The 16,763-nt window shown below is 64.2% G+C and carries 9 protein-coding genes; 4 read left to right on the top strand and 5 right to left on the bottom strand.

The features are described from left to right. The 3 genes from NMB41_RS04685 to NMB41_RS04675 all read right to left on the bottom strand — a co-directional run bounded on the left by NMB41_RS04685 (position 1) and on the right by NMB41_RS04675 (position 4,720). Positions 1-1,665, bottom strand: a complete 1,665-nt coding sequence (locus NMB41_RS04685; RefSeq protein WP_494381320.1) for an alpha-amylase family glycosyl hydrolase — start codon at positions 1,663-1,665, stop codon at positions 1-3. 22 nt (positions 1,666-1,687) lie between these two features. Next, the gene (locus tag NMB41_RS04680; RefSeq protein WP_494381319.1) at positions 1,688-3,319 is read right to left on the bottom strand and encodes an alpha-D-glucose phosphate-specific phosphoglucomutase; all 1,632 of its coding nucleotides are present in this window, start codon (positions 3,317-3,319) and stop codon (positions 1,688-1,690) included. Positions 3,320-3,397: 78 nt separating this feature from the next. Further along, the gene (locus NMB41_RS04675) at positions 3,398-4,720 is read right to left on the bottom strand and encodes an MFS transporter (RefSeq protein WP_494381318.1); all 1,323 of its coding nucleotides are present in this window, start codon (positions 4,718-4,720) and stop codon (positions 3,398-3,400) included. A gap of 293 nt (positions 4,721-5,013) precedes the next feature. On the opposite strand from NMB41_RS04675, the gene NMB41_RS04670 reads away from it, so the two are divergent. Next, positions 5,014-6,294, top strand: coding sequence for an MFS transporter (locus NMB41_RS04670; protein ID WP_494381317.1), 1,281 nt, complete (start codon positions 5,014-5,016; stop codon positions 6,292-6,294). A gap of 21 nt (positions 6,295-6,315) precedes the next feature. Continuing rightward, positions 6,316-7,161, top strand: coding sequence for an alpha/beta hydrolase (locus tag NMB41_RS04665; RefSeq protein ID WP_494381316.1), 846 nt, complete (start codon positions 6,316-6,318; stop codon positions 7,159-7,161). Positions 7,162-7,326: 165 nt separating this feature from the next. Here the strand turns inward: NMB41_RS04665 and NMB41_RS04660 are convergent, their stop codons facing one another. Together NMB41_RS04660 and NMB41_RS04655 are read right to left on the bottom strand one after the other, a co-directional pair. Next, positions 7,327-9,174: a DEAD/DEAH box helicase gene (locus NMB41_RS04660; RefSeq protein ID WP_494381315.1), complete on the bottom strand. Its 1,848-nt coding sequence runs from the start codon at positions 9,172-9,174 to the stop codon at positions 7,327-7,329. 157 nt (positions 9,175-9,331) lie between these two features. Further along, a complete protein-coding gene (locus tag NMB41_RS04655) occupies positions 9,332-12,007 on the bottom strand; it encodes a TonB-dependent receptor (RefSeq protein ID WP_494381314.1) in 2,676 nt (891 codons plus the stop codon). Positions 12,008-12,698: 691 nt separating this feature from the next. Between NMB41_RS04655 and NMB41_RS04650 the strand changes: the two genes are divergently transcribed. Further along, a complete protein-coding gene (locus NMB41_RS04650) occupies positions 12,699-14,444 on the top strand; it encodes a glycoside hydrolase family 13 protein (protein WP_494381313.1) in 1,746 nt (581 codons plus the stop codon). Continuing rightward, a complete protein-coding gene (locus tag NMB41_RS04645) occupies positions 14,444-16,756 on the top strand; it encodes an amylo-alpha-1,6-glucosidase (protein ID WP_494381312.1) in 2,313 nt (770 codons plus the stop codon). The genes NMB41_RS04650 and NMB41_RS04645 overlap by 1 nt, the downstream gene beginning before the upstream one ends. Positions 16,757-16,763 lie beyond the last annotated feature (7 nt).

The raw sequence follows: 16,763 nt of genomic DNA, 5'->3' as shown, positions 1-16,763 counted from the left end.
CTACTCCTGCCCGATCAACACCACCGCGTTACGCGCATCGAACTGCACCTTGCCGCCTTTGACGATCGCGGTCTTCCCCGAATACCAGTCGCGCACCGTCTGGCCGTCCATGAAGACGCCGGTGACCGGCACGGCGGTCGGTTTGTCCAGCGGCAGGCCGAGCGCGACGACCACGCGGTCGACGACGTCGCCCTTCTCCCAGGTGCGCTTGAAGGTGTACGGGTAGTGCTGGATCATGCGGTGCACGCCGGCGCCGACCGCGGGATGGGCCTCGCGGAATTTGCCGAGCTTGGCCCAGTGCTCGCGCACGTCGCGAACGCGGTTCAGTCCGCGCTGGGTGTTCGCCGCCAGTTCGTCCCAGTTCATGAAGGAGCGCAGCGTGGCGTCGCCTTCAGCGCCGTCGATTTTCAGCAGGCGCGCGGTCTCGTCGCCGTAATAGATCTGGGCGGCGCCGGGCGCGAGCAGCAGTTTATTCGCCGTCTCGTAAGGACGCTGGCGCAGCGGATCGTAGGGTTCGCCGTCGTCGTGCGAACTGAGGTAGTTCAGCACCGAATAGCCCTTCATCGGGCCCTGCAGCGCTTTTGAATACGCGCTGAACAGCTGTTCATAGCTCTCCACCGCATCGGTCTTCATCGCGAAGTTGATCATGCTGTCGAAGCCCTGGGCCGGATAGTCGACCTTCATGCCGCCCAGGTCGAAGGCGCGGGCGTGTTCGATCCGGTAGTTGTAGACCTCGGCCGTCATGTAGAAGGGCGTGTCGCCCAGCTTCTTGCCTGGATTGGCCTTCTTCCAGTCTTCAAAGGCGCCGCTCGCGACTTTTTTCAGCTCCTTCCACACGCCCGGCTCGGTGTGCTTGACGGTGTCGGCCCGGAAGCCGTCGATGCCGTATTTGCGCACCCAGTCGGCATGCCATTTCACTAAATAGTAACGCGGCGCGCGCGGGTAGCCGGTGCGCTTGAAGAAGGCGTCGAGCTCCTGCACTTCGCGCTCGTAGCGCCCCTCTTTCTTCCACTTCGCCACCAATGCGGGCGGCAGCGCCACCGGCTTGTCGACGCCGGTGCGGATGTCCGGCAGGTTCTTCACCAGCGTGCACTCGATCGTGCTGCGGGCGTCCTTGTAGGTGCACGGCGGGCCGGTGCGCACCCAGTCGGCAGGCCAGACCGCATCGAGCTCGGTGACGGGCCCCGTGTGGTTCATCACCACGTCGAACAGCACGCGCAGGCCGTTCGCGTGCGCCGTCTCGACCAGCGTGCGCAGCTCTTCTTCGGTGCCGAGGTTGGCGTCGATGGCCGTGAAATCGCGCGCCCAGTAGCCGTGGAAGCCGTAGCTCTTGCCGGTGCCCTCGTCGGTGCCGGCGTGGATCTGCTCGACCGGCGGCGTGATCCAGAGCGCGGTCACGCCGAGCTCCCTGAAATACCCTTCCTTGATCTTGGCCGTGATGCCGGCGAAGTCGCCGCCCATGAAGCCGCGCAGCTTGGCCGCGTCGTCCTTGCGGCCATAGGCGTGGTCGTTGTCCGCATTGCCGTTATTAAAACGGTCCGTCAGCAGGAAATAGACGGTTGCGTTCTCCCAGACGAAGGGTTTGGTCGGCGCGGCCCAAGGGGCAGGAGCAGCGGCCGCGCCAAAGGCGAACATGAGAGAGACGGCAAGGACGGGTAGTTTCATGCGGCGGTTCCGGTTAGGTGAATCAGGTGACGACACTCGGCTGCTGGCGGCCGGTGCGCTTGCGCAGTTCGGACAGGCCGTCGGCAATGGCGACCAGGCCTGACAAGGCTTGCTGGGTATCGAGATGGTGACGCGCAGGATCGGCCTCGTAGCGTTCGAGGTAGAGGCGGATGGTGGCGCCTTCGGTGCCGGTGCCCGACAATCGGAACACGATGCGCGAGCCGTCGGTCATGATGATGCGCACGCCCTGGCGCGAAGCGACCGACTGGTCGACCGGGTCGGTGTAAACGAAATCGTCGGCCAGCGCGACGCGGTACGCGCCCAGGGTCTGGCCTGCCAGTTTCGGGAGTTTGTCGCGCAAGGCGGTCATCATGGCCTCGGCCGCCGCGGCGTCGACCGCTTCGTAATCGTGGCGCGAATAGTAGTTGCGCCCGAAGCGGGCCCAGTGCTCGTCGACCAGCTGTTCGACCGATTTGCCGGTGGCGGCCAGCAGGTTCAGCCAGAACAGCACCGCCCACAGGCCATCCTTTTCGCGCACATGATCGGAGCCGGTGCCATAGCTCTCCTCGCCGCACAGGGTGACCATGCCGGCGTCCATCAGGTTGCCGAAATACTTCCAGCCGGTCGGCGTCTCGAAGCATTCGATGCCGAGCGCTTCGGCCACGCGGTCCGCAGCCATCGAGGTCGGCATGGAACGGGCGATGCCCTTGATGCCGGCGGCGTAGCCGGGCGCCAGGGTCGCATTCGCGGCGATGATGGCCAGGCTGTCGGAGGGCGTGACCGCCAGGCCGCGCCCGACGATCATGTTGCGGTCGCCGTCGCCGTCCGAGGCCGCGCCGAAGTCGGGCGCGTCCGGGCCGTTCATCAGTTCGATGAGTTCGGCCGCGTTGACCGGGTTCGGGTCAGGGTGGTGGCCGCCGAAGTCTTCCAGCGGCTCGCCATTGATGACGGTGCCGCTTGGGGCCCCCAGCACGCCTTCGATGATCGCCGTTGCGTACGGCCCGGAGACGGCGCACATGCCGTCGAATTTCATGCGAAAGCCGCGCTTGAACAGCGCGCGGATCGCGTCGAAATCGAACAGGCGTCCCATCAGTTCGGCGTAGTCGGCGACCGGGTCGATGACTTCGACCTGCATGCCGTCCAGGGTGGTGAGGCCGAGGGCGTCGAGGTTGACCGGCGGGGCGTCGCTGATGCGGAAGGACGCCAGGGACTGCGTCTGCGTATAGATCGCTTCGGTGATTTTTTCAGGCGCCGGGCCGCCGTTCTCGATGTTGTACTTGATGCCGAAGTCACCAATCGGGCCGCCCGGATTGTGACTGGCCGAGAGCACGATGCCGCCGAAGGCGCCGCGCTTGCGGATCACGCAGCTCACCGCCGGCGTCGAGAGGATGCCGCCCTGCCCCACCAGCATGCGCGCCACGCCGTGGGCGGCCGCCATGTGCAGGATGGTCTGGATGGCTTCGCGGTTGAAATAGCGGCCATCGCCGCCCACCACCAGGGTGCGCCCGGGGCAGTCGCCCAGGCTCAGGAAAATCGCTTCGACAAAATTCTCGAGGTAGCCCGGTTGCTGGAACTCGGTCACCTTCTTGCGCAGGCCCGAGGTACCCGGACGCTGGCCGGCGAATGGTTGGGTGGCCATGGTCTGAATCGTCATGCTTCGCTCCTGTTTGAATGCGCGTCGTTTGTTGACAAAACCTTACGATACGACAGGAGCGAAAAGCATGGCGCAGCCTTAGTTGGCGGCCTTGTCCGTCACCGCCAGCGTCAGTATGGCGGCCAGCAGCATGCAGCCGCCGCCCAGGGCCAGGGTCTGCACCGTGTGGCCATTGAAGAACTCGCGGGTGACGAAACCGAGCAGCAGGCCGCTGACGATCTGCGGAATCACGACGAAGAAGTTAAACAGGCCCATGAAATAACCCATGCGCTTGGCCGGCAGCGCGCCCGCCAGGATCGCATACGGCATGGTCAGGATGCTGGCCCAGGCGATGCCGACGCCGACCATCGGCAGCATCAGCATCTCTTTACTGTCGATGAAGACGATGCCGGCCAGGCTGATGCCGCCGATTGCCAGGCACGTAGCGTGCACCGTCTTGCGGCTCGTCGCCCGCGCAAAGACCGGCAGGATGAAGGCGGCCAGGGCCGACACGCCGCTGTAGACCGCGAACATGACCCCGACGAAATTGCCGGCTGCTTGGTACGCCGCCGACTGGGCGTCGCGGGTGCCGTAGACCGAATCCGCAATCGCGCTGCCCGTATAAATCCACATCGCGAACAGCGCGATCCAGGTGAAGAACTGGACGAAGGCCAGCTGCACCATCGTCTTGGGCATCTTGCCGAAGCCGCCCAGGATCTCGGCGAAGGCGACTTTCAGGTTGCGTGCGTGTTTGCGCTCGCTGTTGAAGGCGTCCATGTCCGGCGGCGGCAGTTCGTCGGCGGTAAACACGGTCCAGCTGACGGCGAACATGAACACCAGCGCGCCTGCGTAGAACGAATAGCGCACGGTGTCGGGAATGCTGCCGTCGACCGGCACGTTCGACACGCCCAGCGCGGTGAAGATGGTCGGCAGCAGCGAGGCGATGACCGCGCCGCAGCCGATGAAGAAGGTCTGCATCGCATAGCCGGCGGTCTGCTGCGAGACGTCGAGCTTGTCGCCGACAAAGGCGCGGAAGGGCTCCATCGAGACGTTGATCGCCGCATCCATCATCCACAGCACGGCCACCGCCATCCACAGCGCAGATGAATTGGGCATCAGGAACAGCGAGATCATGGCGAGGAAGGCGCCGACGAAGAAGAAGGGACGGCGGCGGCCCCACTTCGGGTGCCAGGTATTGTCGGAGAGGTAGCCGACGATCGGCTGCACCAGCAGGCCCGTGACGGGCGCGGCGAGCCAGAACAGCGCCAGGTCGTCGGGATTTGCGCCCAGCGTCGAGAAGATGCGGCTGGTGTTCGCGTTCTGCAGCGCGAAGCCGAACTGGATGCCGAAGAAGCCGAAGCTCATGTTCCACAACTGCCAGAACGACAGGCGAGGTTTGAGCGCCTTGGTATGCATGTCCATCTGTGTCCCCAATGGCCCGGGTTGAAATCGGGCTCTAGTATGTGTGGCGAACGCGCCACGTGCCGCCATCGAGTTTGCGCGCATGTGCGGGCGTCGAGGAAGTGGCTGGGGAGCGTTCCCGTCCGAAGGCCATGAGGACGGGCTGTTAAAGGCGAATTTTACGGGAAGATTTGTAGCAAAATAACATGGCGTTTTCCGAGTGTCAATTCGAATGAGGCGTAGTAGAATCGCCACGCGTGCCAGTTTCAGCGCACGCTTTGTAGTCAAATAACACAACAAACGCGGAGACAACGATGCTCGACATGCAGCGCCGGCTGAGCAATTCCTTTTATGCCCTGACCAGCCTGCCGGCTACGGCCATGGGCTTCGCCCTGTGCATCCAGATTTCGGCACTCAGCTGGCTGCTGAGCACCAAATACCACCTCGATATCCACGAGATCGGCATCGTCTGGGCCGCCGGGCCGCTGGCCGGCATCCTCGGCCAGGTCATCATCGGCTTCATCAGCGACAAAACCTGGTTCTGGGGCGGGCGGCGCCGGCCGTTTATTTTGATCGGCGGCGTGCTGGCCGCATTGTCCGTGTTCCTGCTGCCGCGCATCGAGATCGTGGCCGATGTCCTCGGCATCGGCAACCTGCTGGTCGTCGCGGTGATCATCGCGCTCACGCTCGACCTGTCGATCAACATCGGCTTCAACCCGACGCGCTCCCTGATCGCCGACGTGACCCCGGACGGCGACGCCCGCACCCGCGGCTATACCTGGATGCAGACCATCTCCGGCTTCTGGGGCGTGATGGCTTACCTGATCGGCGCCTTCATCGACAACTACACGCTGATTTCGGTTGGCGTCGTGCTGGTGCTGGTGTTTTCGATCCTGCCGGTGCTCTTGATTGAAGAGCCGCGCGACCTGGCGCCCGCCGCTGACGCCACTGTCGCTGCCACGGCCACCGACTGGGGCCAGCTGTGGCGCCTCTGGGCGGCGCACGCGTTCACCTGGTTCGGGGTGCAGGCCATGTTCGTCTATATCATCTCCTTCATCCAGCAGCATGTGGTCACGCCGGGTTCAAGCGTCGAGCAGGCGGCGGCGCAGTCGGGCCATGTGATCGCGATTTCGTTCGCGGTCATGAACGTGGTCGGCTTCCTGCTGCCGGCGCTGGTGCTCGCGCCCCTGGTGAGGCGCTTTGGACGCGTACGCACGCAGGCGGCCTGCATCGGCATCATGGCGCTCGCCTATTTCGCCATCGCCCTGTTCGCGCGCACGCCAGGCACGCTCTATGTGCTGATGGGCGTGGTCGGCATCGGCTGGGCGGCGGTGGTTAGCCTGCCGTTCGCGATCATGAGCGAGAAGGTCGACAAGAGCCGCATGGGCTATTTCATGGGCCTGTTCAACCTCTCGGTGGTGCTGCCGCAACTGGCCACGACCGTGGTCGGCTTCGCGCTCAAGGGGGCGGCGGACAAGAGTGTCCTGTTCCTGATCTGCGGCGGCTGCCTGGCCGCCTCCAGCGTGCTGTGGCTGCTGGTACGCGAGAACAAGGCCGTGCCCAGCGCGGCGCCGGCGCTCGCAACTTCGCACTGATACAAGAGAGACTTAATTTAAATGATGCGTACTTCCCTCACCCTCCTGGCCGCCCTGCTGGCCGCACCCGCCATCGCCGCCGACGTCGCGCCGGCAGCCAAGCCATCCACCGCCCTGCCCGGCGTGAGCCTGCTGCCCGACCTGATCGAGATGCCCGGCCTGAACCGCAAGCGCCAGGTGCGCCTCTATTTGCCGCCGGGTTACGCCACCTCCGGTAAACGTTATCCGGTGCTCTACATGCACGACGCCCAGAACCTGTTCGACGACGCCACCGCCTTTTCCGGCGAGTGGAAGGTCGACGAGACGCTCGACGCGCTGAGCCGCGAGGGCAAGCTCGAACTGATCGTGGTCGGCATCGACAACGGCGCCGACAAGCGCATCACGGAACTGAACGCCTGGGACAACGCGCGCTTCGGGCAGGCCGAGGGCAGGCAATACACGGACTTCATCGTCAAGACCCTGAAGCCCTATATCGACGCGAAATACCGCACCCTCCCGGGCCGCGGCGACACCGCCATCATGGGCAGTTCGATGGGCGGGCTGGCCTCGCACTATGCGATCGCCCGGTATCCGCAGGTGTTCAGCAAGGCCGGCGTGTTTTCGCCCGCCTACTGGACGGCCGCGCCTTCCTTCGACTTCATGGCCGCGCACCCGCTGCCCAAGGATGCGCGCGTCTACCTGCTGATGGGAGAAAAGGAAGGCGATTCGATGGTGCCGGACGTCGAGCGCATGGCCGGCGTCGTGCGCAAGAGCGGACATCCGGCGGAGGCGACGGTGCTCAAGATCGTGCCGGGGGCGCAGCACAACGAGCAGTTCTGGAGCGGAGAACTGCGCGAGGCGTTGTTGTGGATGTTTAAGCCTTTGTAGGGTGGGCACTCGTGCCCACGCGGTGCGGCCGATGCGTATCGAAATATCGGCCCCGAGATGCGAGCGATGAACCGCGTGGGCACAGGTGCCCACCCTACGAAAAACGGGGAACCAGTCCACCGGACAGGTTCCCCGTTTTATTTTATGCGGCGCTAGCCACAATCATCAAGCTTTCGGCTTCGCCTTTTTGAACGGCGGCTTGTCCGCCTTGAACCCCGGCTTCTCGCCCACGCGGCGGTCACCGCCTGCGAACGCCTTCTTGGCGCCGGCCGGCTTCTTCGGCGGCGGCGTTTCGCCGTCGCGCGTGATGTTGAGCTGCTGGCCGGCCACCCACACGGTCTTGAGGTGGTCGATCAGGTCCGGCGGCATATCGGCCGGCAGGTCGAGCGTCGAGAAATCGTCGTAGATCTCGATGCGGCCGATGTGCTTGGCGTCGATGTTGGCTTCGTTGGCGATCGCGCCGACGATGTTGCCCGGCTTGACGCCGTTGGCGTGGCCCACTTCGATGCGGAAGGTCGCCATGCCTTCGTCCGGGGCGCGCGCAACGCGCTCCTTCTTGAAGCCGCTGCTGAAGCCGGCGTCGCGCGGCGCACGCGCAGGACCATCGTCACGCGGTGCACGCGGCAGGCGCTCGACGAAGTCGGTGCGCGCAGGACGCTCTTCCCAGGTCGATGCCTTCGGTTCGCGGTCCTGCTTTTCCAGCAGCAGCGGCACGTCGCCGCGGCCCAGCTTGGCCAGGGCGGCGGCGATGTCGACTGCCGGCACGTTCTGCTCCTGCTCGAATTCCTCGATCAGCGAGCGGAACTGCTCCAGGCCGCCGGCGGCCAGGGTCGCCGAAATCTGTTCCTTGAACTTGGCGATGCGCACGTCGTTCACGGCCTTGATGGTCGGCAGCGTCAGTTGCGACACGGTCTGGCGCGTGGCGCGTTCGATGGCTTTGAGCAGGCTGCGCTCGCGCGGCGTGATGAACAGGATGGCGTCGCCGCTACGGCCCGCGCGGCCGGTACGGCCGATGCGGTGGGTATAGCTTTCCGGATCCGACGGCACGTCGTAGTTGATGACGTGGCTGATGCGCTCGACGTCCAGGCCGCGCGCGGCGACGTCGGTGGCGACCAGGATGTCGATCTTGCCGTTCTTGAGCTGCTCGATGGTGCGTTCGCGCGCCTGCTGGGCCATGTCGCCGTTGATCGCGACGGCGGCAAAACCGCGTGCCTGCAGCTTGGTCGCCAGCTCTTCGGTACCGAGCTTGGTGCGGGCGAAGATGATCATGCCGTCGAACGGCTCGGCTTCCAGGATGCGGGTCAGGGCTTCGAGTTTCTGCATGCCCGACACCAGCCAGTAGCGCTGGGTGATGTTGTCGGCAGTGCCGGTCTTGGCTGCCACCGTCACTTCGGCCGGGTTACGCAGGTAGGTCTTGGCGATGCGCGCGATCGCCGACGGCATGGTGGCCGAGAACAGCGCGATCTGGCGCTCTGCCGGGATCTGCTTGAGGATCTGCTCGACGTCGTCGATGAAGCCCATGCGCAGCATTTCGTCGGCTTCGTCCAGCACCAGCGTCTTCAGCTGGGACAGGTCGAGCGAGCCCTTTTGCATGTGGTCGATCACGCGCCCTGGCGTACCGACGATGACTTGCACGCCGCGGCGCAGGGCCTGCAGCTGCGGGCCGTAGCTCTGGCCGCCGTAGATCGGCAGCACGGCGAAGTTCTTCATGTGGGCCGCGTAGCTCTGGAAGGCTTCGGCGACCTGGATCGCCAGTTCACGCGTCGGCGCCAGCACCAGCGCCTGGGGCGCGGACTGCTTGGTGTCGATGCGCGCCAGGACCGGCAGCGCGAAGGCCGCGGTCTTGCCGGTACCCGTCTGCGCCTGTCCCAGCACGTCGCGGCCTTCCATCAGCAGGGGAATGGTGGCGGCCTGGATCGGCGACGGCGTCTCGTAGCCGACGTCCTTGAGTGCCTTCAAAATAGGCGCAGGGATGTTCAGGTCGGAAAACGATGGGATGGGGGTGTCAGACATGGATGAGTTGCTCTTAAGTTAAAACGAAAGCGACAGTTTACACCGTCGCCCGTGTAGGCGTGGGGCGATTGCCCATACGCCAGCAGTTTTGCAATAGAAAAAGCCCTTGCAGGCAACAAAGCCTGCAAGGGCTGGGTTCGCCCGAAGGCGAAACCGATTACAGCTTGTAGTTCAGGCCGAGCAGCATCTGGCGGCCATATTTCGTGTAGCCGCGTGGACGATCTTTCGTACCGGCGTAGGTCTCGTAGACGCTGTCGGTCAGGTTATTCACCTGGAACAGCACGGACAGGCCCTTCACTTGCGGGAAGTCGTAGCCCAGCTGCAGGTCGACAACCTTGTCCGCTTTCACGAAGGTCAGTTCGGTCGCGCCGCCGACGCCGCCGATCGAGCCGACGTAGTCGCTGCGATAACGCTCGCTGACGCGGGCCGAGAAGCCGTCGGCCTCATAGTAGGCGGTCAGGTTGAACACGCGCTTGGACAGGCCCGGCAGCGGGATGGCCATGCTGCCGAAACGCTGGTCCTTGACCGTGATCTCGCTGTTCGTGAACGAGGCGTTGGCGGTGACGCCGAAGCCGTTCAACATCGGGTGCAGCATTTCCAGCGGCGCGGACGCGGCCAGTTCCAGGCCCTGCAGCTTGCCGCCTTCGCCGTTGCGCGGCTGGGTCATGGTGCCGATGTCGGCGGTGGCGCCGGCGAGGCGGTATTCCGAGAAGTCGCGCGGACCGGTCAGCTCGTAGATGTAGGAATCGAGCTTCTTGTGGAAGCCGGCGGCCGAGACATAGCCCTTGTTGCCGAAGTACTTCTCGTACGACAGGTCGACCTGCTTGGCGCGCCATGGGTCGAGCTGGGCGTTACCGCCCTTGCCGTATGGTGCACCGGTGTTCTGGGCAGTCAGGCCGACTTCGAGTGCGGCGTTGAGCTCATTGAGCTTGGCGCGCGCCAGGGTCTTGCCGGCGCCGAAGCGGATGAATTGCTGCTCAGGCAGGCTCCAGGCCAGGTTCAGGCTCGGCAGGTAGTCGGTGTACTGCTTGCCGTCGGTCAGCGGCACCAGATCCGAGAACGGATAGGCGCGCAGCGTGTTGGCGGTCGAGCTCTGGTCGGTCTTGACGACCTGGATGCCGACGTTACCGCGCAGCGGCATGGCCATCAGTTCGGTGTCGATGTTGAGCTTGGCGTAGCCGGTCTTGACCTTCTCGTCGATGGTCCAGTTCTTGGTCGCGCCCCATGGCACCAGGATCGCCGGGGTGAATGGGCCGAAGTTCTGGCTCAGCACGCTGTCGATGTTCCAGCTCAGGGTATTTGGCAGGCCGTACAGGTCTTGCGAGCCGTTGACGACGTTGGCAGCAAAGGTGCCGTCGCCGAGCTTCGAGAAGCCCGTTTCCAGGTGCTGCTTGTCCTTCGAACGCTTCGAGACATTGAAGCCCACTTCGACGCTCGAGAACATGCCATCGCCGAACTTGTACTCCACGCTGGCGCGGGCCGAGTTCAGCTTGTCGGTCAGGTTCGGAGCATTCACATAGCCGTCGCCGAACTGGCCGCCGAGGGCGAGCTGCGAGCGGTCGTCGTAAATGCCGGACAGGTTCAGGGCCGGAATGGTGCCGTTGGCATAGTCGAAACCGAGGGTCTGGCGGGTCGGACGGGTGGAGTTGATCTCGACCAGCTCTTCCTTGTGCTTGGCCTTGGAGTGGCTCAGGTCGATGATGCCGACCCAGTCGCCGCTGCTGAAGCGGTTGTTCCAGCCGAAGGCGGTGAGCTTGTCGTCGCGTTGCATGCGGTTGTTGCGCACGACCGGATTGACGTTGTTCGCAGTGCCGCTGACCATCACGCCATTGACGACTGTCGGGTTGGTGAAACGCACGTTATCTTTGTCCTGCTGCAGCTCCATTTCCATGCCGCGGCGAATTTCCGTCTGGTCGAAGCGCGAATGGTACACATCCACGGTCGAGCTGAAATTCTTGTTCGGACGGTATTCCAGCACGCCCATCAGGCCATCGCGCACCTGGTCGCCGGTGGTAGCGATCGCCTTGATGCCCTTCGGGACCTTGACGGTCGAACCCGGCACTGCCGTGGTGTTGTCGATCCAGTCCCAGGTCTCGAACTGTTCCGAGACGTTCGGCTTGTCCTGGCGCGCGTAGCCGATCGCCACGCCGATGGTGCGGTTGGCGAACTGGTCGATGTAGGATGCGCTGATGCGGCTGCCGGTGTCAGGCGAGCCGGCGCTGATCGAGCCGGCCGAGTTCTTTTCGCCGCGCACGTTGACGCTGATGGCGCGCTCGCGCAGCGACAGCGGCTTGATGGTTTGCAGATCGACCGTGCCGGACAGGCCCTGGCCGACCAGGCCGGCATCCGACGTCTTGTAGACGGTGGCGGCGCTGATCAGTTCCGATGGGTACTGGTCGTATTCGACGGTACGGTCCGAGCTGGTGCTGACCTGCTCGCGGCCGTTGAGCAGCGCGGTCGACAGGTCGCCCGAGGTGCCGCGGATGCTGATCTGCTGCGCCTGGCCGTTGACGCGCTGCGCCGACAGGCCTGGCAGGCGTGCCAGCGATTCGGCGATCGAGACGTCAGGCAGCTTGCCGATGTCTTCGGAAGAGATGGCTTCGACGATGCCGGTGGCTTCGCGCTTGGTGGCGATCGAGGTCTCGATCGCGCGGCGGATGCCGGTGACCTGGACGGTCTGGATCGGCGCGTCGGCAGCCGGTTCGGTCACCGCGGTTTGGGCGTAAGCGTTGCCGGCCATTGCCGACACGAAGATGGCGCAGCCGGCCGCAACCGGGCTCAGCTGAAATACAAGGCCCGTACCAGCGGCGCGCTTGTTTGCGAAGATATTCATGTGTCCCCTCAGATCAATCTATGTAATTTCCCGAAGACAGCTGCACAGCCACGGCACGGGATCCAGAAACTAACGCCTCTTTAGACGTTCTACCAAGAATTCTGTACTAAAACTAGATGCACTGTCAACGGGAGTTCATTCGCACTACTAAACTCCTGAGTTATCGGGGCGCTTATATAGAGTGACGCATATTTTGGTTGTATTGCAGCTACAAACCCGCGGCGTTCGTCATGTAGTCGTACTACATGTTGCTTGCATTTCACCAAGTCAGTGCAGAAATGCACTATTTTGGTGCAAATTTCCAAATGGTATCGATGTCATTACAATTCGGCGTCGAATCATGTCATCTTGAGCATTGCAGCATGGGAACGATCAGGCGGCGATTGGCGCCACGGTGCTCAGCAGAATATGTACCTAAACTAGCAAAGATGACGAATTGATCCTGCCGCGCTTGTATAGTATTCTCATGCCGCCGTAGAGCGAAAAATAGTCGGATTACCAGCAACTGACTGCCCGCTATGTAACAAGACTACTAGTTTTTGTCATTTTCGCTACTTTCTCATCCTCTTTTTAGCCGGGTCCCGCCATGCGACGCTCTTTTGCAACACTTTTCCTTGCCGCCGCCGTTCTCTCCCCTGCCTTGGCCGCGCCAGGCATCGAACATGTAGAGCCTCCCTTCTGGTGGACCGGCATGCAGCACAAGGGCGTGCAGCTGATGGTGCACGGCCCGAAAATTGGCCGCATGCAGCCGAAGGTCGATTACCCGGGCGTGCGCATCGTTTCGAGTACGCGCGTGGCCAGCGACAACTACCTGTTCATCGATCTCGAGATCGCCGCCAGCGCCAGGCCGGGCAGCGTCGAGATCGCGTTCGAGGGCGAAGGCGAAGGCGGCACGCTGCGCCATGCGTATCAGCTGCGCGCGCGCGAACAAGGTTCGGCGCAGCGCCAGGGCTTCGGCAACCGGGACGCCATCTACCAGATCATGCCGGACCGCTTCGCCAACGGCGACCCGTCGAACGACACCGTTCCCGGCATGCTGGAACGGGCCGACCGCAAGCATCCCGGCGGACGCCATGGCGGCGACATCCAGGGCGCGATCGATCGCCTCGACTACATCGCCGACCTGGGCTTCACCCAGCTCTGGCCGACGCCGCTGGTCGAGAACGACATGCCCTCGTATTCGTATCACGGCTACGCGGCGACCAACCACTACCGCATCGATCCGCGCTACGGCAGCAACGAGGACTTCGTGCGCCTGTCGAAGGAGGCGAAGAAGCGCGGCATCGGCCTGATCCAGGACGTGGTGCTCTCGCACATCGGCAGCAAGCACTGGTGGATGAAGGACCTGCCGGCGCCGGACTGGCTCAACTTCGGCGGGACCTTCGTGCCGACAGCACATCACCGGGTGGCGGTGCAGGACAAGTACGCCTCGCAAGCCGACAGCCGCAATTTCACGGCCGGCTGGTTCGTCGAGAGCATGCCCGACCTGAACCAGACCAATCCGCTGGTGGCGAACTACCTCATCCAGAACAACATCTGGTGGATCGAATATGCCGCTCTGTCCGGCCTGCGCATCGATACCTACAGCTATTCCGACGGCGCCTTCCTCACGCAGTACACCAAACGCCTGATGGATGAATACCCGAACCTGAACCTGGTGGGCGAGGAATGGAGCACGCTGGTCCCGGTGGTGGCGCGCTGGCAGCGGGGCAAGGCCAACTTCGACGGCTATACCTCCTCGCTGCCGAGCCTGATGGACTTTCCGCTGGTCGACGCGATGCGCACCGCCCTGTCCACCCCAAGCAAAGGCTTCAACGAGGTCTACCAGACGCTCTCGCTCGACTACCTGTATCCGGAGCCGGAGAAGCTGGTCCTCTTCGGCGGCAACCACGACATGGCCCGCATGTACAGCGTGGCCGGCGAAGATCTCGACCGCTACCGCATGAACCTGGTGTTCCTGATGACGATGCCGCGCATCCCGCAGTTCTATACCGGCGACGAGATCCTGATGACCAGCACCACCAAAGGCCGCGACGATGCGAGCTACCGGCGCGATTTCCCCGGCGGCTGGACCGGCGACAAGGCCGATGCGTTCAAGGGCATCGGCCTGAATGCGCAACAGCGCGCGGCGCAAGACCTGGTACGCAAGCTCGCCACCTGGCGCAAGGGCGAGCCCGTCATCCACAGCGGGCGCCTGATGCACTTCGGCCCCGAGAACAATACCTGGGTCTACTTCCGCTATGACGACAGCAAGCGCATCATGGTTGCGATGAACAACAACGACAAGGAGATGCGTTTGCCTACCGCCCGCTTCCAGGAAATGCTCAAAGGGACGGCGTCCGGCCTCGATGTCCTCAGCGGCAAGACGGTCGACCTGACGCGCGAGCTGCGCCTGGCGCCGAAGGCGACGCTGCTCATCGAACTGCCGGGGGCGTGATGCGGCATTCTCTTCTGGCCATCTCCCTTGCCGTTGCCCTCGCCCCGGCCGCCGCCGTCGACAAACCCGGCGTCGACGCCTTTTTCACGGCGATGGCAATCGAGGCCGCACCAGGCCAGCAGGCGCGCTTCGTCGCCGGCGACAACCTGGCCGGCTACTTCGAAGGCTTCACCCATAGCCACGACCTGGGCGCCGGCTATGTCCTGAAAAGCGGGACCGTCTTTCACAACTACGCCAGCAGCGTCGATGGCGCGCGCAACGAGCGTGCAGGCGGGCGCGAACAGGTGCTGCCCTTCGGCCACCGCGTGGCCTACGCCAACGGCAGCGCCGAGGAACTGGCGCTGCTCTCGAAGAAGCATGCGCTCGCGCTGCGCGTCACCAGTGCGCAGGCATCCAGGCTGGGTTTGCAACCGCAGCTGAAAACGGCGGGTGCACTGAGCTTCCTTGATGGCGTCGTCATCGTCGCGCCAGGTAAAGGGGCGGCCCAGTTCATGGCGCTCGCCGCCGACCGCGCGTTTACGCTGGAAGACGGCCTGCTGCTGCGCGCGAGCGCACCCGGGACATCGTTCACCGTGGTGGCGGCCTTTGGTGCGACGGCGGCCGAAGCGGCCGGGCGCGCACGGACACTGGCCAAGGGCGACCCGATCGGCGACGAACGCCGCGCCAGCCACGCGGCGCTGACGCGCAGCTATCTCGCCACCAGCGACAGTGACTACAACAAGGCGCTGAACTGGGCCAAGGCGGCATCGAACCTGTTCGTGGTCGACGAATACGGCGCCGGCATCTGGGCCGGCCTGCCCTGGTTCCGCGAGAACTGGGGCCGCGACACCTTCATCGCCCTGCCCGGCACGCTGCTGGTGTCGGGCCAGTTCGCCGAAGCGCGCGCCGTACTCGCGAACTTCGCGCGTTTCCAGAACCTGCGCACGCCGCGCGACAAGGATTACGGGCGCATTCCGAACCGCGTCTCGCCCGACGAAATCATCTACAACACGGTCGACGGCACGCCCTGGATGCTGCGCGAGGCCTATGAATACATCCGCTACACGGGCGACAAGGCCTTCGCCGCCGAGATGTACAAGCTGGCGGTGCCCTATTTCGAGGGCGCGATCGCGAACTATGTCGACGCCGACGGCCTGTTGCGCCACGCCGCCTCCGACACCTGGATGGATGCACGCGTCGAGAATGCCACTCACCAGCCCTGGTCGGACCGCGGTCCGCGCGCCAACGATATCCAGGCGCTCTGGTACACGGCCCTCGATACCGGCGCTTGGCTCGCCACCCAGGCCGGTGACCACGAACGCGCACGCGCATGGCGCGCGCTGGCGGCCAAGGCGCGGGCCAGCTTCCTGCGCCTGTTCTGGGATGGCGGGACGATGGCCGACCGTCTTCGGGAGGACGGGAGCCGCGACCTGAAAGTGCGCCCTAACCAGCTGATGGTGGCGACCATTCCTTTCGACGATTTCGTGCCGCCCGCGGTACAGGCGCACGTGACGAAAAATGCCGTCTCCGCGCTGCTCTACCCCTACGGCATCGCCTCGCTGAGCCAGGATGACCCGTATTTCCACCCGCGCCACGAGAACCCGGGCTTGCACCACAAGGATGCGGCCTACCATAACGGCACCATCTGGGGCTGGAACGCGGGCTTTACGGTCACGGCACTGAACCGCTTCGGCTACCAGGACCTGAGCTGGGCACTGACGCAGAATCTCGGAAAACAAATCCTGGGACTCGGCACGCTCGGCAACATGAGCGAGAACCTCGACGCCCTGCCGCACGAGAACGGCCGCCTGCAGCCATCGGGTACCTTCGCCCAGTCCTGGAGCGTGGCCGAATATGCGCGCAACGGCTACCAGGATTACGTGGGTTTCAAGCCCGACCTGCCGGGCGATATGCTGGCCTTCGAGCCCGCCATTCCCGCGCAGTGGTCGCGCTTCGGCGCGATTCTCCCCTTCGGCGCCGGAGAAGAGGTCGCGGTCGACTTCGCGCGCACCAAAGGCGGCGAACGCTGGACCTTTACCCTGCGCGGACAACAGCCGCGCACCCTGCGCATGGCCTGGCTGAATGCCGATAAAAGCCGCTCGCAGACGGCCTTCACGCTGGCGCCGAACAAGACGGTAACACTCGCCCTCGGCACGCGCCGCGCCGCGCTCGACGGGCGCAGGCTGGCCGTGACACAGGCGCGCCGCTCGTATGCCGGCACCATCGGCACGCTGCGCTTCGCCACGCCGAAACCTTACCGCAGCGAGGACTTCCCCGTGCTGCGCTCGCAGGACGCGCTGCGCGGCATCATCGAACGCAACGAATACCGTTAATAACAAG

It is taken from the genome of Massilia sp. FBCC-B171 (genome assembly GCF_059134155.1).
This window is presented reverse-complemented; position numbering and strand designations above follow the sequence as displayed.